Source organism: Kribbella sp. NPDC048837 (assembly GCF_055586945.1).
On sequence record NZ_JBVJHF010000006.1, the window covers coordinates 184010 to 209248 of the forward strand.

Here is a 25239-nt window from a genome sequence, read left to right on the forward strand (position 1 = left end):
CCACCGCCTCGACCGCGGGCGGTGGCGGGGTTAGCTTGAAGTAGGGACGAACACCAGGCCGGGGAGGGGTTGCCGTGTTCGAGAAGAAGATCTTCCACAACATCATCAACGGTGAGGTTCAGGCATCCGCGTCAGGCGCGATGATGGACGTCATCAACCCCTCGACCGGCGAGGTCTACGCATCGGCGCCGAACTCGGACGCGCACGACGTCGACCAGGCGTTCCAGGCGGCGGCGAAGGCGTTCGAGACCTGGCGATGGTCCACCCCGAGCGAACGGCAACGCGCGTTGCTGAAACTCGCCGACGTGATCGAGCAGAACGCCGAGGAACTCGTCGCCCTCGAGTCGGAGAACACCGGGAAGCCGGTCTCGCTGACCATGTCCGAAGAGATCCCGCCGATGGTCGACCAGATCCGGTTCTTCGCCGGGGCGGCCAGGGTCCTGGAGGGACGGGCCAGCAGCGAATACATGCGCGGCTTCACCTCCTCCATCCGCCGCGAGCCCGTCGGGCCGGTCGGCCAGGTCGCCCCGTGGAACTACCCGATGATGATGTCGGTCTGGAAGTTCGCGCCCGCACTGGCGGCGGGCAACACGGTGGTGCTCAAACCGTCGGACACGACCCCTGCATCGTCCTACTGGATGGTGGAGAAGATGCAGGAGATCTTCCCGCCGGGTGTCTGCAACCTGGTCTGCGGCGACCGTGACACCGGCGCGGAGTTGACCAAGCACCCGATCCCGCAGTTGGTCTCGATCACTGGTTCGACCAGGGCGGGCATAGCGGTCGCCACCGCGGCGGCGCAGGATCTGAAGCGGGCACACCTGGAGCTCGGCGGCAAGGCACCGGTCGTGGTCTTCGACGACGCCGACATCGCCGCCGCGGTCGAGGGCATCTCCGTGGGGGGCCTGTTCAACGGCGGGCAGGACTGCACCGCGGCCACCCGGGTGATGACCCAGCAGGGCGTGTACGACGACTTCGTGAGCGAGCTCACCGAGGCCGCCAAGAACACCAGGACCGGTTATGACCCGAAGGACGAGGACATCCTCTACGGGCCGATCAACAACGCCACCCAGCTCGGCCACGTCTCCGGCCTGGTCGACAGGGCCCCCGAGCACGCCCGCGTCACGACCGGCGGCAACCGGGTCGGTGGTACCGGGTTCTTCTACGAGCCGACCGTCGTCGCCGACCTCCGGCAGGACGACGAGCTGATCCGGACCGAGATCTTCGGACCGGTGCTGACGGTCCAGAAGTTCTCTGACGAGGAGGAGGCGCTGCGGTTCGCCAACGGCAGCAGCTTCGGGCTCGCCGCATCCGTCTGGACCAGGGATGTCGGCCGGGCGGCCCGCATGGCGGCCCGCATCGATGCCGGTTGTGTCTGGATCAACACCCACATTCCGCTCGTCGCGGAGATGCCACACGGCGGGTTCAAGCACTCCGGCTACGGCAAGGATCTCTCGATGTACGGCTTCGAGGACTACACGCGCATCAAGCACGTGATGCTCTACCACGGGTTCGAGGGATGAGCGCCCCGACCGGAGACGGCCACCACAGTCTCCACGCAGACCAGCACGATCCTCACCACGAGGCCGAAGCCGACCTCGTCGACAAGGGCCTGTCAGAGGGTGCTGTCGGACTCTTCGGCGGCACCATCCTCGGAATCTCGTCGGTGGCTCCCGCGTACGCGCTCACGGCCACGATCGGCATCCTCGTCGCCGCCGCGGGCGAGAAGATGCCCGTGGTCATCATCGCCGGCTTCCTGCCGATGTTCTTCGCGGCCTACGCCTACCGGGAGCTCAACAAGGTGGCGCCCGACTGCGGCACGTCGTTCACCTGGACGACCAAGGCGTTCGGTCCCTGGATCGGGTGGCTCGGCGGTTGGGCCGCGATCCTCGCGACGGTGATTGTCCTGTCGAACCTCGCCGGCGTCGCGGTCCAGTTCTTCTACCAGTTCCTCGGTGACGCGTTCAGCTCCGACAACATCGGCACGCTGTGGGAGAACCGGGGTGTCAACGTCGCCACCTGCCTGGTCTTCCTCGCGATCGCGACCTGGATCGCCTACCGCGGGATCACCACGACCGAGCGAGTTCAGATCGTCCTGGTGCTGTTCCAGCTCGCGGTCCTCGCGATCTTCGTCATCGCGGCGTTCGCCAAGGCCGCCGACTCCGCCACCGGGATCCCGTTCGATCTCAGCTGGTTCAGCCCGTCCGGCCTGACCATGTCGGCCTTCGTCGCGGGGCTCTCCGGGTCGATCTTCGCGTTCTGGGGCTGGGATACCGCACTCACCGTCAACGAGGAGTCGGTCGATGCCGACAGGACTCCCGGCCGCGCCGCTCTGTTGTGCGTGCTGTCGATCCTGCTGACGTACCTGCTGGTGGCGATCGCGCTGCAGATGTATGCCGGCGTCGGCGATACGGGCAACGGACTGGCCAACGAGGAGATCGCCGACAACGTGTTCGGTGCGCTCGCAGAGCCGATCCTCGGCAGCCGACTCCACCTGGTGCTGTTCCTGGCGGTGCTGGCCTCGAGCGCGGCCAGCCTGGTCACGACGTTCCTGCCGACCTCGCGCACGATGCTGGCCATGGGCATCTACCGAGCCTTCCCGCAGCGGTTCGCGACCGTCCACCCGGTGTACAAGACGCCGTCCTTCGCCACAATTGCCGCCGGCGTCGGCTCCGGGATCTTCTACACGCTGCTGACTTTCGTCAGCGAGCGGGTGCTGACCGACACGATCTACTCGCTCGGCATCATGATCTGCTTCTACTACGGGCTGACCGCCTTCGCCTGCATCTGGTTCTTCCGCAAGGAACTGCTCACCGACTTCAGCAGCATCGTGTTCAAGCTGGTGTTTCCGCTGCTGGGTGGTCTCGGGCTGGGCTGGGTGTTCATCATCACGCTGCGCGACAGCGCCTCCCCTGACTACGGGAGCGGCGCGAGCATCGGTGGGGTCGGCCTTGTGCTGATCCTGGGACTCGGCATGATCCTCGTGGGCATCGTCTTCATGCTGTGGCAGCGCGCCAGAGATGGCGCGTACTTCCGCGGCGAGACGCTGGTCCAGGACACGCCCGCCCTGATTGTCGAGGAGCCGTAGCCGGCCGGCCGGGCCGACCTCACTCGTGGTGGCCCAGGTGGCTGCCGTGGTGTGGCGGCTCCGACTCGGGCGGGGTCCGGTCGTCGAGCAGCGGCTGAGCCGGGTTCCAGCGGGTCCCGTCCCGCTCGTCCTGCCGCTTGCGCGCCACGGCCGAGAGTGCCTCGAGGACGACCCTGTTGGCCAGGGCGGCCGTGATCTCCGCATGGTCGAAGGGCGGCGCGACCTCCACGACGTCGATTCCCACGACTGGAAGCTCGAGACAGATGCGGCGTACGGCGTCGAGCAACTGGCGGGCGCTCAGACCCCCGGGCTCGGGCGTGCCGGTGCCCGGGGCGTGCCCGGGGTCGCAGACGTCGACGTCGACGGACAGGAACACGCCGTCGCAGTCGTCCATGGCGATGACGAAGGCCTCGCTCAAGCACTCGTCGAGGCCGCGGTGCACGATCTCCGTCATCTCGTAGGAACGCATCCGCTGACCTGCCATCCAGTCCAGGGTCTCGGGTGGGGGCCAGTAACCGCGGAGGCCGACCTGGAGGAACCGGTCGCCTCGGAGCGCGCCCGACTCGATCAGCCGGCGCATCGGCTGGCCGTGTCCCCACAGCGACCCGAACTCGATGTCGCCGGTGTCGGCATGGGCGTCGAAGTGGATCATCGAGATCCGTCCGTGGCCGAGCACGTTGGCGACACCCTTGGCGTCGGGGTAGGTGACCGAATGGTCTCCTCCGAGGATCACCGGGATCGCCCCCGACCGGGCGACCGTCTCCACCGCGGCCTCGAGGGCCGGCAGGGCCTGCTCGATGTCGCCGGAGTACATCTCGACGTCACCGGCGTCGACCACGCGCAAGTCCTTGAGCCCATCTGTGCGCAGCGCCAGGCTGGGCCGCTCACCGTCGAACGGCAGATAGTCGCGCATCCGGATCGCCATCGGCCCGAAGCGCGCGCCTGAGCGAGCCGACGTACCACCGTCGAACGGGGCGCCGAGGATCACCGCTTCCGCGTCGCTGTAGGTCGACGGGTCGTCGAGGTCGCACATCGGGACCCCGAGGAAGGTGAAGTCGGGGCCGAACTGCTGCCCGTACCTGGTCATGCATCGAGTCTTGGAGCGACCCACCATCACGTCAAGACTCGGCCGTCGCCGCTACCTCGAGGTGAGCGCCGATCGCGCCGAACGCACGGAGCGTGTCGACGAGCGACGCGGTGTGCTGCGGGGTCGGCCACGACGACAGCTTCACGCCGACCAAGCCGGTGCCCCGATTGACATAGACCATCTGGCCGTGGATGCCCAGGCAGACAAGGGCGACGCCACGGGCTGTCGGCACGAACCAGAACTGGTTGCGGTACCAGCCACCAGGCAGTACGTCCTCGTTGTCCGTTACCGCGAACGCCTCCCGGACGTCCTGCGGGCGCTGCCAGGAGTCCTCGAGCCAGGTCGCGGGCACGACCTCGGCGCCGCCGATCCGGCCGTCGTCGAGTAGCAACTGTCCGAACCTGGCAAGGTCGCGGGGGACCGCGGAGATGCCGCCGTCGTGGATGGCGGAGCCGGCGGCATCACAGGTGATCTCGGCATCGCGTTCGGCACCCATCGGCTGCCACAGCAGGCGGGAGACCAGGTCGGCCATCCGGAGGTCGCCGGCGCGCTCACAGACCCACCCGAGCATGTCGGTGTCCGCCGACCGGTAGGTGAACGGCCCGCCGTGAGCCTCGGCCCGCCCGAGGGTGGTCAGATAGGCGTAGGCGCCGACCGGATCACCCTCGAGGCGCGGCTGCCAGCCCATCGAGCGTTCCATGACCCGGACCTCCGCGTCCTCAGAGTCGTAGATCTCCCGGAACCGCACGCCTGTCCGCATGTCGAGCAGTTGCCGCACCGTCGCGTCGCCGTACGCGGAGCCCGCGACCTCGGGGACATAGCGCGAGATCACCGATACCGGGTCGAGCAGCCCTCGATGCACCAGGATGCCCGCGACGCAACCCACGATCGACTTGGACACCGCCATCAGCAGGTGCGGGGTCGTCTCTGTGCAGCCGGCATAGTAGCGCTCCGTCAGCAGGCTGCCACGATGCAGCACCAGCAGAGCATCGGTCGAGGTCCTCTCGAAGACCTCCTCCACGCTCGACTCGGCACCCGACATCGCGGTCACCGCGATGCCGGCCAGGTCGGGAGGGGTGGCGGTCGGCAAGGACGTGACCGATCCGCGGCGTGCGGGGATGACCTGGGTCGGCATGATCTCCCGCATGTGCCGGAAGGCCCAGCGCACACTGGTCGGATCCTGCCAGTTGGACAGCGTGACACGAGCATCCTCAGGTGGCGGGAATCCGGCCATCATGCGCATGGAGCGAACAGTAGGCACACCCAGGATGCGATGGTGAGCCAGGGTCGGTCCGAGCAGGGCCGATCGGCTGAGGCACCGGCCGCCGGCACCTTCGCGGTATCCCCGAGATCCGGACCTTCTTCCGGACCAACGAGCAGCCCAGCTACTTCGTGGGACCGACGGCGTTCAATCTTTTCCACTATGTCGTCTACTACGACTCCTGGGACGGTGCGCATCCCCGGGTCTTCGCCCCACGGAACCGGGCCGTACGTCGAGTTCGAGTCGAGTGAGGAGCTCTGCTACATCGAGGGTGTCCGGAAGCACTACCGGTCCGAGTTGACCGAACCCACACCTGCGGTCGCGCCGATCGCCTACGTGAAGTAGGCCGCGCAACCAGGGACCATGCTCATCTCACGCCCTGCACCGCCCGTTCGATCACGGTGACGGCGTCGAGCAGGAGGTCGTCGGTGATGACCAGTGGAGGGAGAAGCCGCACGACGTTGCCGTAGGTCCCGCACATGAGCGTGACGACACCCTGACTGTGGCACGACTCGGTCACAGCCTTCGCGAGCTCCGGCGCCGGCTTTGTCGTTCCAGGTCGTACGAACTCCATGGCAAGCATCGCGCCGCGACCGCGCACCTCGCCCACCGGCGAGCCCTCCCCCATCAGAGCCTCCAAGCGCGGACGGAGTACCTCTTCGATGTGGCGCGCGCGCTCGACCAACCCGTCCCGCTCGATGACCTCGAGCGCGGCGAGGGCCGCTGCGCAGGCCACCGGGTTGCCGGCGTAGGTGCCCCCCAGACCGCCGGTGTTCACGGCATCCATGATTTCGGCGCGGCCGGTGACCGCCGACAGCGGCAGCCCGCCTCCCAGCGCCTTGGCCGTGGTGATGAGGTCTGGAACAACCCCCTCGTGTTCGCAGGCGAACATGGCACCGGTGCGGCCCAGGCCCGTCTGGATCTCGTCGGCGACAAAGACGATGCCGTGCTCGCGAGCGAACTCCTCGACACCCTTCAGATAACCCGCCGGCGGCACGATGAATCCGCCCTCGCCCTGGATCGGCTCGGCGACGATGGCGGCAACGTTCTCAGCACCGATCTGGGTGGTGACGATCTCGTCCAGTTGGGTCAGCGCCTCGCTTGCGGCTACCTCCGCACCGCCCGGCCAGCGGTACGGGTACGGCGAGGGCACCCGGTAGACCTCGGGTGCGAACGGCCCGAAGCCTTGCTTGTACGGAACGTTCTTGGCCGTCATCGTCATCGTCAACAGCGTGCGACCGTGGTAAGCGTGGCCGAGAGCGACCACGGCGTTCCGGCCGGTATAGGTGCGCGCGATCTTGACGGCATTCTCCACTGCCTCCGCGCCGGTGGTGAACAGCGCGGTGCGCTTCTCGTGGTCGCCGGGCGTCAGCCGGTTGAGCGCTGCGGCGACATCCACGAAGCCTTCGTACTCAGTGACGAGGAAGCAGGTATGCGTAAACCGCTGCACCTGCTCGGACACGCGACGGGCGACCTCCGGATCGGAGGAACCGACACTGGTCACGGCAATGCCTGACGCGAGATCGATCAGGTGGTTGCCGTCCACGTCCACCAGGACACCGCCGCCGGCCTGGTCGATGAACACAGGGAGCGCGACGCCGAACCCGGTGGCGACTTCGGCCGCGCGGTATTGCTGCAGCTTGACCGACTTCGGTCCGGGGATCGCGGTCTTGAGAACGCGCCGCTGCTCGGGCTGTGCCATGAAGTTGCTCCATTCACTCAGGACAGCACGACCCTACGGAGACCATCGGCGCCCTTCATTGGATAAAATGCACAAGAGATTGCCGCTTGTGGGATGAATCGCACATGGAGGCTTCGTGGCCGCTCCTACGGTTGCCGCGCTCTGCCGGTCCCTGGGCGCGGACCTCGCGCCGGCTCCGGGGTTCACCGCTCCGGCGCGCGAGCTGTCCGCGGTCCACATCAGCGAGCTTCTCGACCCGACCGCCTACCTGACCGGCGGTGAGCTGCTGCTCACGACCGGCCTGTCCCTTCCCAAGAGCAGGCTGGGATGCGAACGGTACGTCGGACGTCTGGCCGAGGCGGGCCTCAGCGCGCTCGGCCTCGGGCTGGGCCCGGTGCACGCCGACATTCCACCGCCGCTTCTGGCGGCGTGTCGAAAGCTCGACCTACCCCTTCTCACCGTCCCGGAGCCGACTCCGTTCCTTCGCGTCACGAAGGCGTACTGGGCCGCTGTGTCCCGCTCCTCCGAGCGTCAACTCAAGGACGTTCTGGCCACGCAGCGGGCCCTGGTCGATGCTGCCGCGTCACCCGGTCCGATCCGCACGGTGCTGCGCACCCTGGGCAGATCACTGGACGGCTGGGCGGCAGCCTTCACGCCGACGGGTGAAGTCGACCACGTGTTTCCCGCCGCGGCCGCCGAGGAGGCCGAGCAGGTTCGCAGCGACATCGTCCGACTGAAGGGCGCCGGCGTGCACTCGGCTGCTTCCTTCTCCACCAAGTCGGCGGCAGTGATCGTGTACCCGTTGGCGGCCGGCGGAGCGATCGTGGGGTTCCTCGCCGTGGGCACATCGGCGCCTCTTGCGCCAACCAAGCGGAGCGTGGTGCTGACCGCGGGGGCGCTGTTGAGTCTGGATGCCGTTCGACGGTCTCACGCAGAGTCCGTCAGCGACGAGGCGCAACGCTGCGTTGGTCTCCTGGTGGACCTGGGGTTCGTGGAACCCGCGCGACGGCTGGCCGGCGCGGTGCAGGCACCGAGTCCACCGGACCACCTCCGGATACTCGCGCTGCGAGGCCGGGAGAGCAGCGTCCTCACCGATGTTGTCCACCGCTGGTGCGCCGACGCGATTGCAGTGCGGATAGATCGGCGGACGGCCTGCTTCCTGGTACCCGTCGACCACCCGCCGGCCAACGATCTGGAGGATGCGGTCCGACGGGTCGACCCTGCGACGACCGCGGTTCTGTCGGAGGTGGTGCCGGTGACGCAGGCGGCGCCTGTCCGGGTGCTGGTCACTTCGACGTTGGGCACGCTTGGCGCAGGCACGCGCCTGCTGACGTCGCCATCGGCGCGACCGTACGACCGCGATCTCGCCGCGCAACTGGGCAGCGCTGTTGATCAGCTGACCGAGCCCTTGCGCCAAGCCCTGGTCGGCTACCTGCGGCATCACGGTCAATGGGAGCCGGCGTCGCGTGTGCTCGGCGTGCACCGCAACACGCTGCGGCATCGGATCGCTCGTTGCGAGACGGCGCTTCGAGTCACGCTCGCTGATCCTGACGTCAGCGCAGAACTGTGGCTACTCCTGCGCCGCCGGGGACTGGCCTAGATCCAGATCCACTCGCTGTGTTCCGCGTCCGGCCGGCCGAGAAGCCGACCGGACGCGTTTCCCACCTGGTAGCCCCGACGGGATTCGAACCCGCGCTACCGCCTTGAGAGGGCGGCGTGCTAGGCCGCTACACAACGGGGCCAGAGGGTTGTCGTCCGGCCCATCCGGGCCGGGCAACGAGGTTGAACTCTACCGATTTTCATCGGTGCGGTCCAATCCGCTGGGGTACTAGGACTCGAACCTAGACTAACTGAACCAGAATCAGACGGGCTGCCAATTACCCCATACCCCAAAGGCATTTCACCACCGTTGTGAGCTTGTCTCCGCCCTCACAACCTGGCTCGAAGAGAGTACCCGAGCAAGGGCCCGGACACCAAAACGGCCCCCCTCCGGCCGGTTGTCACTCCCGTCACACCAGTCTCTTCCCGGGGTCCGGCGCTCCGGTCAGCGGCAGCGTGCAGACGTTCTCCAGCTTGATCTTCCGGGCCAGCCACAACGCGACCGCACCGAAGGCCACGAACTTCACCACGTCGACCGTCACGAGCGGCCACGGCGCGTCCTGCACACCCAGGCTCGCCCCCACGCTGTCCGTCAGTGCCGCGAAGATGAACGTCACCACGTTGTTCGCCGCGTGCGCCGCGATCGAGGCCTCCAAACCACCCGTGCGTACGACGAGCAGACCGGCGACCAGGCCGAACGCGAACCGGTCCAGGAACAGCGCCGGACTCTGCCACGGCCAGATCCCGTGGGCGAAGGTGAACAGAATGGTCGTGACCAGGATCGCCACGACCGAACTCCGCACCAGCGCACCGACCGCCTGCAGCAGGTAGCCGCGGAAGAAGTACTCCTCCCCTGCTGCCTGGAACGTCGACGTCAGCAAGGTGACCGCGATCACGGCAACCGCGTCCGGCGCGGCTCCACCACCATGACGCTCGCCACCGGCGAGTTCGACGCCACCGAACTGGATCACCGCGAGCATCACCAGCTCGAGCACCACCGCCGCCAGCGCGAACCAGGCCATCGGCTTCCAGCGCAGCCGGCCGACCACCGAGGACAACAGCCCCGGGGTCTGCCGGTTGAGCGTCCGCGCGACCAGGATGCACAGCGGGATCAGCACGATCAGCGACAGGTTCGTCGCCAGCAGCCCGAGCCACGAGACCGTGCCCTCGGGATCCTTCCGGATGGTCTGCTGGAACCCAAGGATGATCAGGCTCGCGAACATCCAGCCGACGAGGATCGCGAGCGCCCCGAGGACGACGTACCCGCGCGGTGCGAACGGGTTCCGCAGCAGCCGCAGGTACGTCGGGGCTTCCGCGTCAGCCGATGGGCTTACGGTCATGACGTCGTACGACGGGCCTGCTCGAGCCGGTGCAGCGACTTCTCCCGGCCGAGCAGTTCCAGCGACTCGAACAGCGGCGGCGAGATCCGGCGTCCGGAGATCGCCACCCGGACCGGGCCGAACGCGTTCTTCGGCTTCAGCCCGAGCCCGTCGATCAGCGAGGCCCGCAACGCCGCCTCGATCGCCTCGGTGCTCCAGTCGACGTCCGCGAGAGCCTTGGCCGATGCCTCCAGGACCGCACCAGCGTCACCGGTGAGCACCTTCGCGGCGGCATCCGGGTCGATCGTGAACGCGGCGTCCTCGACGAACAGGAACCCGAGCATGTCGACCGACTCGGACAGCGAGTTCATCCGCTCCTGCACCAGCGGTACGGCGGCCTGCAGCAGCGCGAGCTGGTCCGCCGAGGGCGCGGCCGGGAGCACGCCCGCCTTGGCCAGGAACGGGATCATCCGCCGGCCGAAGTCGTCGGCCGGCAGCATCCGCATGTGCGCGGCGTTGATCGCCTCGCACTTCTTCGGGTCGAACCGGGCCGCGTTCGCGTTCACCTTGCGGATGTCGAACGCCTCGACCATCTCCGCCATCGTGAACACGTCGCGGTCGTCGGCGATCGACCAGCCGAGCAGGGCCAGGTAGTTCAGCAGGCCCTCGGGCAGGAAGCCGCGCTCCATGTACTCGCCGAGGCCCGCGCCCGGATCGCGCTTGGACAGCTTTTTGTTGCCCTCGGTGCCCATCACGAACGGCAGGTGCCCGAACCGCGGCGTCCGGCCGGAGCCGATGCCGATCTCGGCGAGCGCCTCGTACAGCGCGATCTGCCGCGGTGTCGACGGGAGCAGGTCCTCGCCGCGCAGGACGTGGGTGATCTCCATCAGCGCGTCGTCGACCGGGTTCACCAGCGGGTAGAGCGGGTAACCGTTCGCCCGGACCAGGACGTAGTCGCCCAGGTTCTCCGGCAGGAAGGTGATCTCGCCACGGACCAGGTCGTCGAACACGATCGGCCGGTCGGGCATCCGCAGCCGGACCACGGGCCGGCGGCCCTCGTCGACGTACGCCTGGACCTGCTCGGGGGTGAGATTGCGGCAGTGGCCGTCGTACCCGCTGTGCTGGCCGGCCGTCCGGGCGGCCTCGCGGCGCTGGTCGAGCTCCTCCTGCGAGCAGTAGCAGTGGTACGCCTTGCCCGCGGCGAGCAACTTGGCGACGACATCGGCGTAGATGTCCATCCGCTCGGACTGCTGGTACGGACCGTACTCGCCGCCGACCTCGGGGCCTTCGTCCCAGTTCAGGCCGAGCCAGCGCAGCGACTCGAGCGTGTAGCCCAGGGCCTCCGGGGTGTTCCGGGCCTGGTCGGTGTCCTCGATCCGGAGCACCAGCGTGCCGCCGTAGTGCCGGGCGAACGCCCAGTTGAACAGCGCGCTGCGGATGTTGCCGACCGTCAGCAGGCCGGTCGGGGACGGTGGGAACCGCACCCGGACCTGGTTCGGCTCGAGGTCGCCCAGTACGTCGTTGTCGGGCCGGTCAGTCACGCACGATCACCTTGTTCGTCAGAGTTCCGATTCCTTCGACGCTGACCGCGACCTCGTCGCCGGGCAGCATCGGGCCGACGCCCGCGGGGGTGCCGGTGAGCACCACGTCGCCGGGCAGCAGCGTGGTGAAGGAGGTGATGTAGGCCAGCACCTCCGGGATGTCGAAGATGAACTGCGAGGTCCGCCCGTCCTGCTTGGGCTCGCCGTTCAGCACCGTCGTGACGCGGACGTCGGACACGTCGAGCTCGGTGCTGATCCACGGGCCGAGCGGGCAGAACGTGTCGTACCCCTTGGCCCGGGCCCACTGCCCGTCGCTCTTCTGCAGGTCACGGGCGGTCACGTCGTTGGCCACCGTGTAGCCGAAGATCACCTCGTTGACCCGCTCCTTGGGCAGGTCCCGGCAGATCCGGCCGATCACGATCGCCAGCTCGCCCTCGAAGTGCAGGTCGTTGGTCTGCTCGGGATAGATGATGCCGTCGCGCGGGCCGATCACACTCGTGTTCGGCTTGAGGAAGATCAGCGGCTCCTTGGGAACCTCGTTGCCGAGCTCGGCGGCGTGCGCGGCGTAGTTGCGGCCGACGCAGACCACCTTGCTGCGCGGGATCACCGGCGCGAGCAGCCGGACGTCGGCCAGTTGCAGCTTCTCCCCGGTGAACTGGACCGGCCGGTAGAGCGGGTCCGAGTCGAGCACGGCAACGGTGCCCACGAGTCCTTCGGGGTCGTCGGTCTCGACGACGCCGTACTTCGGTTCGTCGTCGACGGAGAATCTGGCGATACGCACGGCCCGAGCCTACCGTCGCACGGGAGTGAGACAGTTATCCGGTGACTGTTGATATCCGCCTGGCCCTTCCGGCCGAGTACGACGCGGTCGGTGAGCTGACCGTGGAGGCCTATTCGCACGACGGTTTCGTCCGGGGCGACTACGCGATGACGCTGCGTGCGGCCGCGGACCGGGCGGCCAAGGCGGAGGTGTGGGTCGCAGCCGATGCCACCGGTTTGCTCGGCACGGTGACCTACTGTCCGCCAGGCTCGGTCTACCGGGAGATCGGTCTGGACGACGAGGGCGAGTTCCGGATGCTCGGAGTCGCCGGCCGAGCACGCGGACTGGGCATCGGGACAGCGCTGACCGAGCGGTGCATCGAGCGCACCCGGGAGCTGGGCCTGGCCCGCATGGTCATGAGCAGCGCGACCTACATGACCACCGCCCACCGTCTGTACGAACGCCTCGGTTTCGTCCGCCTCCCCGACCGCGACTGGTCGCCGATCGCGGGCGTCGACCTGTGGGCCTTCGCCCTGGACCTGTGACTGTCACGCTGACCTCTCCGGAGTGGACGTCCCTCGCGGCGGACCATCACCGCCGGGTGGACGCCTTGGTCGCTGACCACCTGGATCGCCGGAGCCGCCGCGAACCGCACCCGGTCGAGGACTTCCTCTTCACCTACTACCCCACCCGGCCGAACCAGCTCCGCGTCTGGCACCCCGGCCCCGGGGTTCTCCTCGAGAACGCCGCCGAGTACGACGGTCGCCGCGGATACACGTACGTCGACGGGGCCGCGTCCCTGGATCCGGCGGAGATCACGCGTCGCGCGGACAGCATCCGGTGGATTCGCCGGCTGCTCGCGACGACGCTGGATCGGCAACCGCAGTTCGGTTGCTTCGGGCTGCACGAATGGGCGATGGTCTACCGGACTTCCGCCGTACGGCATGAGAAATGGCCGCTGCGGCTGGGCGCCGCCGGCACCGACCAGGTGGTCGAGTCCCACAAGATCGCCTGCTCCCACTTCGACGCGTTCCGCTTCTTCACGTCGCCCGCACGCCCGTTGAACGTGCTGCAGCCGACCCGCGAATCCCAGCCTTCGCTCGAACAGGGCGGCTGTTTGCACGCCAACATGGACCTCTACAAATGGGCCGCCAAGCTCATGCCCTTCACTCCGAGCGCCCTGGTGCTGGACTGTTTCGAGTTGGCCCGCGACATCCGCACCCTCGACATGCGCGCGTCGCCGTACGACCTGTCAGCCCTGGACTACGAGCCGGTGCTGATCGAAACTCCGGCGGGCAAAGCCGAGTACGCCGCCGCCCAACGCGCCTTCGCCGGGCGCGCCCGCCCGCTCCGCCGGCAACTCGTCGACCTCTGCGACGCTCTCCTCGGCTAGCCTCACCCCATGGGAAAGATCGTCGCCATCGCCTTGGGCGCCCTACTCCTCGCCATCGGCGCGATCTGGACCCTCCAGGGCCTCGGCTACCTCAAAGGCAGCTCCATGACCGGCAGCTCCTTCTGGGCCATCGTCGGCCCCATCATCGCCGCCGCCGGCGTCTCCCTGATCTACGTCGCCCTCCGAGGCCCCAAGAAACGCTGACGTTCAGGCAGGCGTGCGGACGAGTGCCCATTGGTAGTGCATGGTGCCGCTGTCGTTCCAGGTGAGCCAGTCTTCGACGGTTGCGTGGTGGTGGAGGGTTTCGCGGAGGGTGGTGTCGGTGCGGATGCTGAAGAAGCGGCCGGGGCCGAAGCCAGAGTCGTCCTGCCAGACGTGCTCGCCGCCGGTGGCGTCGCCCCAGAGGCCGATGGCGAGTGGGGCGCCGGGGCGGAGGACTCGGACGATCTCCGCGAGCGCCTGGTCGAGGTCCTCGTCGGCCACGTGCAGGAGGGTGCTCATCGTCCAGCCGGCGTCGAATGTCGCGTCCTCGAACGGAAGGTCCAGCACCGAGGCGACCTGTGCCTTCAGGCCGAGCGAGCGGCACGTCTCGACGCTGGCGGGCGCGAGATCGACGCCCGTGTAGTCGAACCCTGCCTCAGCGATCGCCTGCCCGTCGCGGCCAGGACCGCAGCCGATCTCGAGGACGGACTTGCGGTCCTCACGCTCCATTTGCCGGAGGTACGCCGTACGCCGCTCGACCCGCGGGTCGGGGAGCTCGCGGGCGACGCGGGCCTCGACCTCGTTGTTGTAGTACGCGATCAGGTCGCTCTCGCGCTGGGTACGCCCGCCTTCTGTCACACGCCGATGCTAGAAGCTCGGGCTCTCGCCTTCGACTGATTTAGTCAGCCCTAGAAGCGTCGAGGTGGGTCGTCGCCGGTGCTGCGGTGGACGGTGACGAGTGTTCCTCCTTGCCGGGCAGGTGCTGGGATGACTGTGTAGAGCGTGCGTCCGCCGGGGAACGTGAACTGCTGGGCTGCGCCGGCCGCCCCCGTGGCGGCGTCGCGTGAGGTCAGACCTTCCACGGTCTTCTTCGCGGTGAGGAACGTGAAGACGAGACCGAGGCTGTCGTTGTCGCCGTAGATGTACGTGTCGCTGGTGCCCATCGGTGGCGACATGTCGGCGGCGCCGATGGTGTCCTCGGTCTCCGCGCCCGTCCGGTACGAGCCGTCGGCCGGCATGCTGGCGAACTGGTACCCACCCGCGATCGCGAAGACGTACAGCGTGCGATGTCGCAGCATGCCCGTCGTGTCGTAGTACCTGCGGTCGTCGAGCACGATCGGATCTCCGGTCGGCGGCGTCGCCTTGACCTGGGCCGATTGCGCATCCAACGGCAACGGCGCGGACGTGTACTGACCGAGCCCGGCCGGATCCGGTGACGGTCGACCCGCCGGTCCCGAGCACGCCGTACGCCGGCCGACCAGCCAACCGCTCGTCGTGTACGTCAGCTCGGTCCGGGCGATCCGCCGGCCGGAGGAGTCACCGTAGTCGAGCACTCCGGTCGTGCCGTGGAGCGTGAACTGATACCGCGGTACGCCGTACGCGATCGCTTCCGGCGGTGTCTCCTCGGGATCGAGGACGGCGCGAACTCGTTTGCCCGTGACGCTGTTGATGCCCGGATCGATCTCCCGGCGGTACTGGCAGGCCCAGGCACCGATCGCGCTGGAGAGCGGTCCACTCGGCGAGATGCTCTGCGGGACCACGGGTTCCGGTGTCGTCGTCGGCCCTGTCGATTTGTTGCCATCGGCAAATAGTGCGGCGACGACGAAGACGCTCGCCACCGAGGCGGCGGCCAGGTACGGCGTGAGTCGGCGCCAGCGTGGTGGGCGGGCGGGCGGCGCGCTTCCCGGGGTCCCCGCGGTGCGCTCGCGGACCGACTGCCACAGCTGGTCGACGTCGACTTGCACCGCTGAGGCGGCGCGATCGAGCTCTTGCGTCAGCCGGCGCTCGGAGCGGTTCATCGGAGTTCCTCGAGTTCTACCGCGAGTCTGGCCAGGCCGCGACTCACGAGTGACTTGACCGTGCCGACGCGGACCTGCATCGCGTCGGCGATCTCGGCCAGCGGCAGGTCGAGCCAGTAGCGCAGGACGAGAGCCTCGCGCTGCCGCGGCGCGAGGTCGTCGAGCGCACGCAGCAGCCCGAGCACGGACTCGGCCAGCTCGACCTGTTCGTCGGCGGGCGCGGCCGTGCCGGGATGCAGGATCTTGCGGTCGGCGAGAACCTTGCGCCGGCGCCGGGACCGTACTTCGTTGACCACGATCCGGTTGAGGTACCCCCGCAGGTTCGCGATCTCACGCCGCTTGCGAACGACGTACAGCCGGCAGAACGCCTCCTGCACCACGTCCTCCGCGTCCTCCGCCCCCAGCAAATGCGCCAACCGCACCAGCCGCCCGGCATGCGCCCGAAACAACCCCTCGAACCCCTCGAACGGCGGATCCCCCGCCTCCACCCCCGGCGCCCGGGAAACTCGCCCCGCCACCGGCCCCGACCCGGACACCGCCTCCGACCCGGACGCCGGCTCAGACCTCAGCCCCAACCCCGCCTCCGACCCAGGCCCGGACACCGGCTCAAACCTCGGCCCCGACCCGGGCCCGGATACCGGCTCAGACCGCGGCGCCGACCCGGACAGCGACGGGTCCTCGGAGCTCGGCTCTGGTGCCTGCTGCGACGCGAGCGCGGTCGTGGACCGCGCCGGGTGTGCCGGCGTTGGTCCCGCGTCGTTGCCGCTCACGGCGTCTCCCAGGATCAGCCCCATACCTGAATGACGATCCCGGCGCCGAAAGGTTGAGTCAATCCGCGCGAATGGCCTTGAGCGCAAACAGCAAGGGAATGCGGGGCGCCTCGTCCGGCAACCGCCACCAGCCTTCCGGTGTTTGCTGCATGGAGGGCCACCGCGGCCACGGCAGCACCTCGGACTCCCGCAAAGAGGTGAGACGGAATCCAGCACCGGCGAGCGTGCTCACGAGCTCACCGATCCCGTGCCGCCATTCATAACTGCGCTGCCGGCCAGGCACCTCGTCGCCCGTATACGTGACCGTCGAATCATGAGCGATCGCACCGCGACCTTCGAGGTAGTCCGCACGGATGACCAACTCATCGGTCTCCCCCGGCAGCGACACCTCGCGCAACGCGTTCAGCAGCGGATGGAACTCGACGATGTACAACACACCGCCGGGTCTCAGCAGTTCATGGACGACCTTGGCCCAGTGCTGCAGATCCGGCAGATAACAGAGCGCGCCCTTGCCGGTGTAGACGACGTCGAACTGACGCCCCTGCAGGGCATCGACCGCGTCGTACACATCCGCATGCACGTAGTCGACGTCCTGGCCGGCGTCGGCAGCGATCCGGCGTGCTTCCTCCAGCGACTTCGCCGACAGATCGAGCCCGGTGGTCCGCGCACCACGCCGGGCGAACGCGATGGTCTCGGTCCCGAGATGGCATTGCAGATGCAGTACGTCGCGCTCGCGCAGTGGACCGAGATCGACCCACTCGTAGTCGGCGAACCAGTACTCCGCGGGCTGACTGTAGAACCGGCTGGCCGCATGCAGCGGCGCCCGGGCGTCCCAGTCGGCCTCGTTCGCGGCCACCATCTCGCGAGTCTCGACGTCCAACGTCACCGGCGCCTCCGTCCGTCTGCGTTCGGCCACCGACCAGTCTGCCCACAGCTGGGTCCACACCTCGCCGCTAATGCTCATTCGAAGCACCCTTACGCGCAGTCACGGCTGCGGATCCCGCCCTCAGGCGGCCGCGGCTGGATCCGGGCATGGTGCTGCGATTCGGTGCGTCATGAATCCCCCAGAAGACAGTCACTCAAAAGACAGTCACTCTCGTGCCGCGACCTCAGGGTCGTCCCCCGGCACATCACTCCGCGTAACTTTACCGGCGATGGCCACGCTGTGTAGTCACGATTCGATCTCGCTCCCGCCCGTCCACAGCCTGTGGACTCTTGTTCAAGGTTTGTGGATAAGCTTGAATAAGAGGTATGGCACGGGTCGAGTTGCATCGGTGGCCTGGGCACCCGGACGGGTTCACCCGGGCGGAACGGCTGGGCGGGTCCTACGAGCTCTACTTCCCGGATCCGCTGGTCGGGCGCGCCTTCGACCTGAGCGACGACGTCCTGGCCGCCTTGGAGGACGCCGCCGGCGACCTCGCCCGGCTCGACGCGACTGCCGCTGTGCTTACCAACAGCGAGGCGCTCGCCCGGCTGCTGCTGCGGGCCGAGGCTGTCGGGTCCTCGCAGATCGAAGGACTGGTCGTCGGTGCACGCCGCCTCCTCAAAGCCGACGTCCTCCGTGGTCGACCCGGCAACACACCCAGTGACGTCACCGCCGAGGAGGTGCTCGGCGCCGTCGACGCGATGACCTGGGTGACCGACTCCGTCCAGGCCGGCGACAAACTCGAGGTCGACCACCTGCTCGAAGCGCACCGGCGGCTGATGGCCCAGTCCCCCACCCCCGAATTCGGCGGGGAGATCCGCTACCTGCAGAACTGGATCGGCGGCCGCTCCCCCGCCGAGGCGTACTACGTCCCGCCGCCGGCGCACCTGATCCCCGACCTGCTCGCCGATCTGATGACGTTCGTCCGCGAGTCGCGGCTGCCGGTGCTGGCCAAGACCGCCATCGCGCACGCGCAGTTCGAGACGATCCATCCCTTTGCCGATGGCAACGGCCGGACCGGGCGCGCGTTGATCCACCTGATCCTGCGGGCCGACGGCCTGGTCTCGCGGACCGTGCCACCGGTGTCGTTGTCGCTCGCCACGCACGCGGCGCGGTACATCGAGGCGCTCACCGACTTCCGTTACGTCGGGCGGGCGACCACCGCCAAGGCTCGCTCGGCGGCGAACCCGTGGCTGCGAATGTTCGCGATGGCGTGCAGTCATGCGACCGCGGAGGCGGCTCGCTTCGAACAGACCGCCACCGATCTCAAGACCGCCTGGCGCGAGCGAGCCGCTCCGGTCCGCGCGGGCTCCGCGACCGAACTGCTGATCGAGGCACTGCCCGCGGCTCCAGTCCTCACCCTCACCGCGGCCGCGCAGCTCATCGACCGGTCCCAGCAGGCCGCCAACCAGGGACTGACCCGGCTGGTCGAGGCGAAGGTCCTGCGCGAGATCACCGACGGCCGCCGGAACCGGGTGTACGAGGCGCCGGAACTGATCGACGCCTTCACGTTGCTCGAGCGGCGCTTCGCCAGCCCTGCGGCCGATACCAGGATCCAACCGCCTAGCAGACCCGTGCCGTCGAGGCCAGAACCAACACACCATCCGCATTGACTTTCTCCTCCCCGTCGGGACACAATTCGAACACATGTTCGATCGCGTCTCAAATCGAGGCGCCGTGACGGGGAGCGTGAGAACCGTGATGCCGGAGCCGTTCGACTGGGACATCCTGCACCGCCCTTCGGCGATGGCGATGGTGCGAGGCCAGCTCGGCTTCAGCTGGATGGTGCTGTCCGGCCGGCTCGCCCAACTGACCGACGAGCAGTACTTCTGGCGACCGAGCAGCGAGGCACTGACCGTCGTCCGGCGGCACTACGCCGGCCGGTTCCGATCGCTCGGATCCGGCGAATGGGTCGCGCAATGGCCGGACGAGCCGGATCATCGCGGCCCGCGCACGATCGCGTGGCTGATCGCCCACCTGACCGAGACCTTCTTCGAGCGCTGGGAGTGGACCTTCGGCGAGAGCCGGCAGGGCCGGGCCGACATCACCCTGCACGGCAACGCGCGGGATGCGGTCGCCTGGCTGACGCACTGGGTGGACGCGTGGCAGGAATCGATCGCCGCACTCGACGAGGAGCAAGTGATGACGGTCGGGCTCAGCCAGGCGACCGAGCTGGACGCGGGCGAGCCGTTCGGCCACGTCGTTCTCCGGCTCAATCGCGAGCTCATCCACCACGGCTCGGAGATCATGACGCTCCAGGATCTGTATGCGGTCGCCGCGTGACGACCGGCCGCCGGCGCGACACGCCGCGACACGCGCGGCGCGGCGCGGCAATGCCACGAATTGTCGGAGCGACCACCTAGCATCACTACTGCTGGTGGTTCGGAGCGGCTGGCACCACAAGATGTGGGTCACTCCGAGGCAACAGGGGAATCCGGTGCGACTCCGGAGCTGCCCCGCAACGGTGAGCGGAGACCTTCCGCGAGTCCGGATACCTGCCATCGGCGCGCGCACCACCGGTGCGCGCGGTCCGAGACCTCGCGGGTGGGTCGCAGGGCGTGACGGCAGTGTTCCCGGCCGGTGCGGCCGTGTCGTCGTGCGCCTGCCCGCGCAGTGGTCGAGGACCTCCGACACTCGTGTGGAGAGAGCTTCTGTGACCATCGCCTCGTCCTCCCGGGCCGCCGACCAGGCCGGCCCTGATTTCTCGGCAGACCTGCCGATCGAGCTGACCGTCGTCCGCCGCGACGGCAGTAGCACCGCGTTCGACCCGAGCAAGATCTCCGTGGCCATGAGTAAGGCGTTCCTCGCTGTCGAGGGCGCCGGGGCCGGCGCCACTCACCGGGTCCGCGACCTGGTGGCCGACCTGACCGGCCGGGTCGTCGGCGCCCTGACCAGCCGCGGTGACGCCCGCCGCAGCGTCCAGGTCGAAGACATCCAGGACCAGGTCGAGCTGGCGCTGATGCGCGCCGGTGAGCACCAGGTCGCCCGCGCGTACGTCCTTTATCGCGAAGAGCGGACCAGGGCCCGCACACCCGCCGACCCCGCCGGGGTCACCGAGAAGCCGACGCTGACGGTCCGTGCGGCCGACGGCAGCCGGGCACCGCTCGACACCGACCGGCTGCGGGTGATCGTGGCCGAGGCCGCCGCCGGGCTCGACGCGGTCGACCCCGAGCTGATCCTCGACGAGACCCTCGGCTCCTGCTACGACGGCATCGCGCAGCACGAGGTCGAGCTCGCGCTGGTGATGGCCGCCCGGTCGTACGTCGAGACCGAGCCGCAGTACAGCTTCGCCGCGTCCCGGCTGCTGCTGGACCAGATCCGCCGCGAGGCCCTCGGCCGCGTCCACGGTGAGCCCCGGCAGGCGAGCCAGGCCGACATGACCGCGGCGTACGCCGAGTACTTCCCGCGCTACATCGAGGTCGGCGTCGAGGCCGGGCATCTCGACCCGGAGCTCGCCAGCTTCGACCTGGCCCGGCTCGCCGCCGCGATCCGGCCCGAGCGCGATCTGGACTTCACCTTCCTCGGTCTGCAGACCCTCTACGACCGGTATCTGCTGCACATCGACAAGGTTCGCTTCGAGCTGCCGCAGGCGTTCTTCCTCCGGGTCGCGATGGGGATGGCGCTGCGCGAGGACGACCGCGAGGCGCGGGCGATCCAGTTCTACGAGCTGCTCAGCTCGTTCCGGTTCATGTCGTCGACGCCGACCCTGTTCAACTCCGGGACCACCCGGCCGCAGTTGTCGTCGTGCTTCCTGACCACGGTCGACGACGACCTGGCCGGCATCTTCCACGGCATCCGCAACAACGCACTGCTCGCGAAGTACTCCGGCGGCCTCGGCAACGACTGGACCCCGGTCCGCGGGATCGGCGCCAAGATCCGCGGCACCAACGGTGAGTCGCAGGGCGTCGTACCGTTCCTGAAGATCGCCAACGACACCGCCGTCGCGGTGAACCAAGGAGGAAAGCGGAAGGGCGCCGTCTGTGCCTACTTGGAGACCTGGCACATCGACGTCGAGGAGTTCCTCGACCTGCGCAAGAACACCGGCGACGAACGCCGGCGGACCCACGACATGAACACGGCGAACTGGGTGCCGGATCTGTTCCTCCAGCGCGTTGAGGCCGGCGGCGACTGGACACTCTTCTCCCCCAACGAGGTCCTCGACCTGCACGATCTGTACGGCGCGGCCTTCGCCGAGGCGTACGTCGGGTACGAGGAGGCCGCCGACCGTGGTGAGATCCACGTGTTCAAGCGGGTCAAGGCCGTCGACCTGTGGCGCCGGATGCTGACGGTGCTGTTCGAGACCGGGCACCCGTGGATCACCTTCAAGGACGCCTGCAACGTCCGCTCGCCGCAGCAGCACGACGGCGTCGTCCACTCGTCGAATCTGTGCACCGAGATCACGCTCAACACGACCGTCGACGAGACCGCGGTCTGCAACCTCGGCTCGGTCAACCTGGTCGCCCACCTGACCGCGGACGGCCTCGACGCCGAGCTGCTCCGGGACACGGTGAAGACCGCGGTCCGGATGCTCGACAACGTCATCGACGTGAACTTCTACACCACCCCGGAGTCCGAGCGGGCGAACCAGCGGCACCGCCCGGTCGGCCTCGGCCTGATGGGCTTCGCCGACGCGCTGTTCGCGCTGCGGATCCCGTACTCCTCCGACGCCGCGATCGAGTTCGCGGACCGCTCGATGGAGCAGATCAGCTACCACGCGATCGAGGCGTCCAGCGACCTGGCCGCCGAGCGCGGCCGCTACTCGACGTATGACGGTTCGCTGTGGAGCCAGGGGACCCTGCCGATCGACTCGCTCGAGCTGCTCCGGACCGCCCGGGACGGCGACGTGATCGTTGATGAGGGCAAGCAGTTGGACTGGGACGCGCTGCGGCAGAAGGTGCTGCGCGACGGCATGCGCAACTCGAACGTGATGGCGATCGCGCCGACCGCGACGATCTCCAACATCTGCGGCGTGAGCCAGTCGATCGAGCCGGCGTACAGCAACCTGTTCGTGAAGTCGAACATGTCCGGTGAGTTCACCGTCGCGAACCCGTACCTCGTCGCCGACCTGAAGGCGCGGGGCCTGTGGGACCAGGTGATGGTGTCGGACCTCAAGTACCACGACGGCATCCTGACCGGGATCGAGCGGATCCCGGCTGACCTGCGCGAGCTGTACGCGACCGCGTTCGAGATCGAGCCGCTCTGGCTGATCAAGGCGGCGTCGCGCCGGCAGAAGTGGATCGACCAGGCGCAGTCACTCAATCTCTACATGGCTGCACCGTCCGGCCGTGCGCTGGACGAGTTGTACAGGTCGGCTTGGCGCTATGGCCTCAAGACGACTTATTACCTGCGTTCCCAGTCAGCGACTCACGTGGAGAAGTCCACGCTGAAGGGCACCGACGGCCGGCTGAACGCCGTACCCGTCTCGGTGCCGTCGCCGGTGCCGGCCGACCTGCCGCTTCCTGAACCCACCGGAGCCGTCTGCTCCATCGACGACCCCGACTGCGAGGCCTGCCAGTGACCAACACCGTGAACTCCACCGGCCTCGGCTCGCTCGCCGTCGGGGCGTCCCGCGTCGAGGTCGCCGACAAGGCGATGATCAACGCGCGGGCCGACGTCAACCAGTTGCTGCCGTTGAAGTACCAGTGGGCCTGGGACAAATACCTTGCCGCCTGCAACAACCACTGGATGCCGACCGAGGTGTCCATGCAGGCGGACATCTCGCTGTGGAAGTCCAAGGACGGCCTGACCGAGGACGAGCGGCTGATGCTGAAGCGCAACCTCGGCTTCTTCGCCACCGCGGAGTCCCTGGTCGCGAACAACATCGTCCTGGCCGTCTACCGGCAGCTGACCAACCCCGAGTGCCGGCAGTACCTGCTGCGCCAGGCGTTCGAGGAGGCCGTGCACACGCACACCTTCCAGTACATCTGTACGTCGCTCGGCCTGGACGAGGGCGAACTGTTCAACATGTACCGCGAGGTGCCGTCGATCTCGGACAAGGACGCCTGGGCGCTGAAGTACACCCAGCACCTCGAGGATCCGGACTTCCGGACCGGGACGCCGGAGGCCGACACCGCGTTCCTGCGCGACCTGATCGCGTTCTACGTGGTGTTCGAGGGGATGTGGTTCTACACCGGCTTCGCGCAGATCCTGTCGCTCGGCCGGCGGAACAAGATGGTCGGCATCGCCGAGCAGTACCAGTACATCCTGCGCGACGAGTCGATCCACCTGAACTTCGGCATCGACTGCATCAACCAGATCAAGCAGGAGAACGCGCACCTGTGGACGGCCGAGTTCCAGGCCGAGGTCCGGCAGATGCTCACCGACGCGTGTGAGCTGGAGGTCGCGTACGGACGCTCCACGATGCCGAACGGAATGCTCGGGCTGACGGCCGAGTTGTGCGAGCAGTACATGCACTTCATCACCGACCGCCGCGCCGAGCAGATCGGCCTCGCCCCCATCTTCGGCGAGACCCGGAACCCGTTCGCCTGGATGTCGGAGGTGATGGACCTGAAGAAGGAGAAGAACTTCTTCGAGACCCGCGTGATCGAGTACCAGTCGGCCAGCGGGCTGAGCTGGGACTGATGCCAGTGACGCACGCCCGCCGGGACTCCGGCGGGCGTGCGCCTGACCGCACCCGCTCCGCCGTAGTACGTGAGCGCTGGTTGTGGGCGCGGGTGAGGGTTCCTCACCAAGTTCACCTCAGCAGGGCGAGGATCTCCGTTGTGGTGCCGGTTTCGCCGAGGCGGGGGAAGATTCGGGTGAGGGCGTGCTGGTGGGAGTCGGCGGCGAGGTCGGTCATCGCGTCGGTGGCGAGGGTGACGTGGTAGCCGTGTTCGTAGGCGGCGCGGGCGGTCGACTCGACGCCGATGCTGGTCGCGACACCGGTCAGGACGACCTGGGTGATGCCGCGGCGGCGCAGGTGGATGTCGAGGTCGGTGCCGTGGAACGCGCCCCAGTTCCGCTTGGTGACGATGAGGTCTTCCGGGTGCCCGGCCAGTTGGTCGACGATCTGGTCGGCGTTGGCGGGCGGCGTACCGGTCGAGTGGCGCTGCAGCTCCACGCGACCGGTCGGGCGGTCCGAACCGTCAGCGCTGAAGCTGACGCGGACCAGCACCACCGGAAGGTCGTGCTTGCGGAAAGCGTCGGCGAGCTCCGCGGTCCGGCTGATCACCTCCGCGGTGCTGTACGGCTCGCCAGGCAGCGCGGCCACGCCGTTCTGCAGGTCGACAACGACGAGCGCGGTCTTGGGGTCAAGGGTGGTGACGGGCACGCGAAGGCCTTTCTCCGTGAAGTAGGTACAGAACGGTCACCCACCACCATTGGCGCGATCATCCGTCGATCGAACCTGGCCGGGTCGGGGGTCACCGAGTGGTCGCCGACTCGAGAGCGTTGTCGAGCAGGGCGAGGGCCTTGAGGATGGTCTGGCGTTCGGCCTCGGTGCAGCGCTCCTGCAGGGTCTCGGCCAGCCACTCCTGCCGGACCTTCCGGTCGCCCTGGATCCGGTGCCGTCCGGACGTGGTCAGCGAGACGACCTGCCGGCGACCGTCCTGCGGGTCGGGGTGGCGCTCGATCAGATCGGCGCCGCGGAGGGCAGCCAGGATCGCCGCCATCGACTGCGGCCGGACCCGCTCGGCGGCCGCCAGTTCACTGGCCGACGCCGGGCCGTCCTTGTCGAGCCGGCTCAGCACCGACGACTGCGACGGCGTCAGGTCGTCCTGGGTCGCGAGCTCCTTCAGCCGCCGCTTGACCCGCCCGAACACGACCCGCACCGCACTGGCCGCCTGCACCGCCGACGCCGAGACCTGCTGACCCATATCG

At 68.3% G+C, this 25239-nt stretch carries 23 protein-coding genes, 2 tRNA genes, 1 pseudogene and 1 riboswitch; of the genes and pseudogenes, 12 read left to right on the plus strand and 14 right to left on the minus strand.

Annotated elements, in window-relative coordinates:
* The first annotated feature begins 74 nt into the window (after positions 1-74).
* Together ACZ6O0_RS27470 and ACZ6O0_RS27475 are read left to right on the plus strand one after the other, a co-directional pair.
* Complete coding sequence (locus ACZ6O0_RS27470; RefSeq protein ID WP_465767865.1) at positions 75-1520, plus strand: gamma-aminobutyraldehyde dehydrogenase; 1446 nt, start codon at positions 75-77, stop codon at positions 1518-1520.
* On the plus strand, positions 1517-3085 hold the full coding sequence (locus tag ACZ6O0_RS27475) for an APC family permease (RefSeq protein ID WP_465767866.1): 1569 nt from the start codon (positions 1517-1519) through the stop codon (positions 3083-3085). Before ACZ6O0_RS27470 ends, ACZ6O0_RS27475 begins: the two co-directional genes overlap by 4 nt.
* 19 nt (positions 3086-3104) lie before the next feature.
* Here ACZ6O0_RS27475 and speB read toward each other — a convergent pair whose 3' ends face one another.
* Positions 3105-4172, minus strand: a complete 1068-nt coding sequence (gene speB, locus ACZ6O0_RS27480; protein ID WP_465767867.1) for an agmatinase — start codon at positions 4170-4172, stop codon at positions 3105-3107.
* Between the two features lie 31 nt (positions 4173-4203).
* Positions 4204-5415, minus strand: a complete 1212-nt coding sequence (locus ACZ6O0_RS27485; RefSeq protein WP_465767868.1) for a serine hydrolase domain-containing protein — start codon at positions 5413-5415, stop codon at positions 4204-4206.
* A 180-nt stretch (positions 5416-5595) separates the two neighbouring features.
* On the opposite strand from ACZ6O0_RS27485, the gene ACZ6O0_RS27490 reads away from it, so the two are divergent.
* Entirely contained in the window at positions 5596-5778 is a 183-nt protein-coding gene (locus ACZ6O0_RS27490; RefSeq protein ID WP_465767869.1) for a hypothetical protein, read from the plus strand.
* A gap of 22 nt (positions 5779-5800) precedes the next feature.
* Here the strand turns inward: ACZ6O0_RS27490 and gabT are convergent, their stop codons facing one another.
* Entirely contained in the window at positions 5801-7135 is a 1335-nt protein-coding gene (gabT, locus tag ACZ6O0_RS27495) for a 4-aminobutyrate--2-oxoglutarate transaminase (protein WP_465767870.1), read from the minus strand.
* A 115-nt stretch (positions 7136-7250) separates the two neighbouring features.
* On the opposite strand from gabT, the pseudogene ACZ6O0_RS27500 reads away from it, so the two are divergent.
* A pseudogene (locus tag ACZ6O0_RS27500) lies at positions 7251-7610 on the plus strand (PucR family transcriptional regulator ligand-binding domain-containing protein); the annotation flags it as partial.
* A gap of 15 nt (positions 7611-7625) precedes the next feature.
* Positions 7626-8714 carry a helix-turn-helix domain-containing protein gene (locus ACZ6O0_RS27505; RefSeq protein WP_465768288.1) on the plus strand — a complete coding sequence of 363 codons (1089 nt, stop codon included), beginning with the start codon at positions 7626-7628 and terminating at the stop codon, positions 8712-8714.
* A gap of 66 nt (positions 8715-8780) precedes the next feature.
* Here ACZ6O0_RS27505 and ACZ6O0_RS27510 read toward each other — a convergent pair.
* The 5 genes from ACZ6O0_RS27510 to ACZ6O0_RS27530 all read right to left on the minus strand — a co-directional run bounded on the left by ACZ6O0_RS27510 (position 8781) and on the right by ACZ6O0_RS27530 (position 12354).
* A tRNA-Glu gene (locus ACZ6O0_RS27510) sits at positions 8781-8856 on the minus strand.
* 78 nt (positions 8857-8934) lie between these two features.
* Positions 8935-9006, minus strand: a tRNA-Gln gene (locus tag ACZ6O0_RS27515).
* A 117-nt stretch (positions 9007-9123) separates the two neighbouring features.
* Positions 9124-10053, minus strand: coding sequence for a lysostaphin resistance A-like protein (locus tag ACZ6O0_RS27520; RefSeq protein ID WP_465767871.1), 930 nt, complete (start codon positions 10051-10053; stop codon positions 9124-9126).
* Complete coding sequence (gene gltX / locus ACZ6O0_RS27525; RefSeq protein ID WP_465767872.1) at positions 10050-11573, minus strand: glutamate--tRNA ligase; 1524 nt, start codon at positions 11571-11573, stop codon at positions 10050-10052. Before gltX ends, ACZ6O0_RS27520 begins: the two co-directional genes overlap by 4 nt.
* On the minus strand, positions 11566-12354 hold the full coding sequence (locus ACZ6O0_RS27530; protein ID WP_465767873.1) for a fumarylacetoacetate hydrolase family protein: 789 nt from the start codon (positions 12352-12354) through the stop codon (positions 11566-11568). Before ACZ6O0_RS27530 ends, gltX begins: the two co-directional genes overlap by 8 nt.
* 41 nt (positions 12355-12395) lie before the next feature.
* On the opposite strand from ACZ6O0_RS27530, the gene ACZ6O0_RS27535 reads away from it, so the two are divergent.
* The 3 genes from ACZ6O0_RS27535 to ACZ6O0_RS27545 are packed head-to-tail and all read left to right on the plus strand — an operon-like array spanning position 12396 to position 13930.
* The gene (locus tag ACZ6O0_RS27535) at positions 12396-12878 is read left to right on the plus strand and encodes a GNAT family N-acetyltransferase (RefSeq protein ID WP_465767874.1); all 483 of its coding nucleotides are present in this window, start codon (positions 12396-12398) and stop codon (positions 12876-12878) included.
* Positions 12875-13726, plus strand: a complete 852-nt coding sequence (locus ACZ6O0_RS27540; RefSeq protein ID WP_465767875.1) for a 3-methyladenine DNA glycosylase — start codon at positions 12875-12877, stop codon at positions 13724-13726. The genes ACZ6O0_RS27535 and ACZ6O0_RS27540 overlap by 4 nt, the downstream gene beginning before the upstream one ends.
* 9 nt (positions 13727-13735) lie before the next feature.
* Positions 13736-13930, plus strand: coding sequence for a hypothetical protein (locus tag ACZ6O0_RS27545; RefSeq protein WP_465767876.1), 195 nt, complete (start codon positions 13736-13738; stop codon positions 13928-13930).
* A gap of 3 nt (positions 13931-13933) precedes the next feature.
* Here ACZ6O0_RS27545 and ACZ6O0_RS27550 read toward each other — a convergent pair whose 3' ends face one another.
* The 4 genes from ACZ6O0_RS27550 to ACZ6O0_RS27565 form a co-directional block, all read right to left on the minus strand.
* A complete protein-coding gene (locus ACZ6O0_RS27550; protein WP_465767877.1) occupies positions 13934-14566 on the minus strand; it encodes a class I SAM-dependent methyltransferase in 633 nt (210 codons plus the stop codon).
* 50 nt (positions 14567-14616) lie between these two features.
* Positions 14617-15726 carry a hypothetical protein gene (locus ACZ6O0_RS27555; protein WP_465767878.1) on the minus strand — a complete coding sequence of 370 codons (1110 nt, stop codon included), beginning with the start codon at positions 15724-15726 and terminating at the stop codon, positions 14617-14619.
* Complete coding sequence (locus tag ACZ6O0_RS27560; protein WP_465767879.1) at positions 15723-16244, minus strand: RNA polymerase sigma factor; 522 nt, start codon at positions 16242-16244, stop codon at positions 15723-15725. The genes ACZ6O0_RS27555 and ACZ6O0_RS27560 overlap by 4 nt, the downstream gene beginning before the upstream one ends.
* 310 nt (positions 16245-16554) lie before the next feature.
* Positions 16555-17460, minus strand: coding sequence for a class I SAM-dependent methyltransferase (locus ACZ6O0_RS27565; RefSeq protein WP_465767880.1), 906 nt, complete (start codon positions 17458-17460; stop codon positions 16555-16557).
* A 287-nt stretch (positions 17461-17747) separates the two neighbouring features.
* On the opposite strand from ACZ6O0_RS27565, the gene ACZ6O0_RS27570 reads away from it, so the two are divergent.
* The 4 genes from ACZ6O0_RS27570 (at position 17748) to ACZ6O0_RS27585 (ending at position 24003) form a co-directional block, all read left to right on the plus strand.
* Positions 17748-19034 carry a Fic family protein gene (locus tag ACZ6O0_RS27570; RefSeq protein WP_465767881.1) on the plus strand — a complete coding sequence of 429 codons (1287 nt, stop codon included), beginning with the start codon at positions 17748-17750 and terminating at the stop codon, positions 19032-19034.
* Between the two features lie 88 nt (positions 19035-19122).
* Entirely contained in the window at positions 19123-19704 is a 582-nt protein-coding gene (locus ACZ6O0_RS27575; protein WP_465685139.1) for a DinB family protein, read from the plus strand.
* A gap of 78 nt (positions 19705-19782) precedes the next feature.
* Positions 19783-19938: riboswitch (cobalamin riboswitch) on the plus strand.
* A 142-nt stretch (positions 19939-20080) separates the two neighbouring features.
* Positions 20081-22939: a ribonucleoside-diphosphate reductase subunit alpha gene (locus tag ACZ6O0_RS27580; protein WP_465768289.1), complete on the plus strand. Its 2859-nt coding sequence runs from the start codon at positions 20081-20083 to the stop codon at positions 22937-22939.
* Positions 22936-24003: a ribonucleotide-diphosphate reductase subunit beta gene (locus tag ACZ6O0_RS27585; protein WP_465767882.1), complete on the plus strand. Its 1068-nt coding sequence runs from the start codon at positions 22936-22938 to the stop codon at positions 24001-24003. The genes ACZ6O0_RS27580 and ACZ6O0_RS27585 overlap by 4 nt, the downstream gene beginning before the upstream one ends.
* A 112-nt stretch (positions 24004-24115) precedes the next feature.
* Here ACZ6O0_RS27585 and ACZ6O0_RS27590 read toward each other — a convergent pair whose 3' ends face one another.
* Both ACZ6O0_RS27590 and ACZ6O0_RS27595 read right to left on the minus strand, forming a co-directional pair.
* The gene (locus ACZ6O0_RS27590) at positions 24116-24691 is read right to left on the minus strand and encodes an isochorismatase family protein (protein ID WP_465767883.1); all 576 of its coding nucleotides are present in this window, start codon (positions 24689-24691) and stop codon (positions 24116-24118) included.
* 91 nt (positions 24692-24782) lie between these two features.
* A complete protein-coding gene (locus ACZ6O0_RS27595; protein WP_465767884.1) occupies positions 24783-25235 on the minus strand; it encodes a MarR family winged helix-turn-helix transcriptional regulator in 453 nt (150 codons plus the stop codon).
* Between the last annotated feature and the right edge of the window lie 4 nt (positions 25236-25239).

Bases quoted from the DNA above. Each gene is read 5' to 3' on its own strand.
- ACZ6O0_RS27575 (WP_465685139.1), top strand. From the start codon at position 19,123: ATGCCGGAGCCGTTCGACTGGGACATCCTGCACCGCCCTTCGGCGATG.
- ACZ6O0_RS27595 (WP_465767884.1), bottom strand. From the start codon at position 25,235: ATGGGTCAGCAGGTCTCGGCGTCGGCGGTGCAGGCGGCCAGTGCGGTG.
- ACZ6O0_RS27570 (WP_465767881.1), top strand. From the start codon at position 17,748: ATGGCACGGGTCGAGTTGCATCGGTGGCCTGGGCACCCGGACGGGTTC.
- ACZ6O0_RS27565 (WP_465767880.1), bottom strand. From the start codon at position 17,460: ATGAGCATTAGCGGCGAGGTGTGGACCCAGCTGTGGGCAGACTGGTCG.
- ACZ6O0_RS27485 (WP_465767868.1), bottom strand. From the start codon at position 5,415: ATGCGCATGATGGCCGGATTCCCGCCACCTGAGGATGCTCGTGTCACG.
- ACZ6O0_RS27545 (WP_465767876.1), top strand. From the start codon at position 13,736: ATGGGAAAGATCGTCGCCATCGCCTTGGGCGCCCTACTCCTCGCCATC.
- ACZ6O0_RS27475 (WP_465767866.1), top strand. From the start codon at position 1,517: ATGAGCGCCCCGACCGGAGACGGCCACCACAGTCTCCACGCAGACCAG.
- ACZ6O0_RS27490 (WP_465767869.1), top strand. From the start codon at position 5,596: ATGTCGTCTACTACGACTCCTGGGACGGTGCGCATCCCCGGGTCTTCG.
- gabT (WP_465767870.1), bottom strand. From the start codon at position 7,135: ATGGCACAGCCCGAGCAGCGGCGCGTTCTCAAGACCGCGATCCCCGGA.
- ACZ6O0_RS27520 (WP_465767871.1), bottom strand. From the start codon at position 10,053: ATGACCGTAAGCCCATCGGCTGACGCGGAAGCCCCGACGTACCTGCGG.
- speB (WP_465767867.1), bottom strand. From the start codon at position 4,172: ATGACCAGGTACGGGCAGCAGTTCGGCCCCGACTTCACCTTCCTCGGG.
- ACZ6O0_RS27555 (WP_465767878.1), bottom strand. From the start codon at position 15,726: ATGAACCGCTCCGAGCGCCGGCTGACGCAAGAGCTCGATCGCGCCGCC.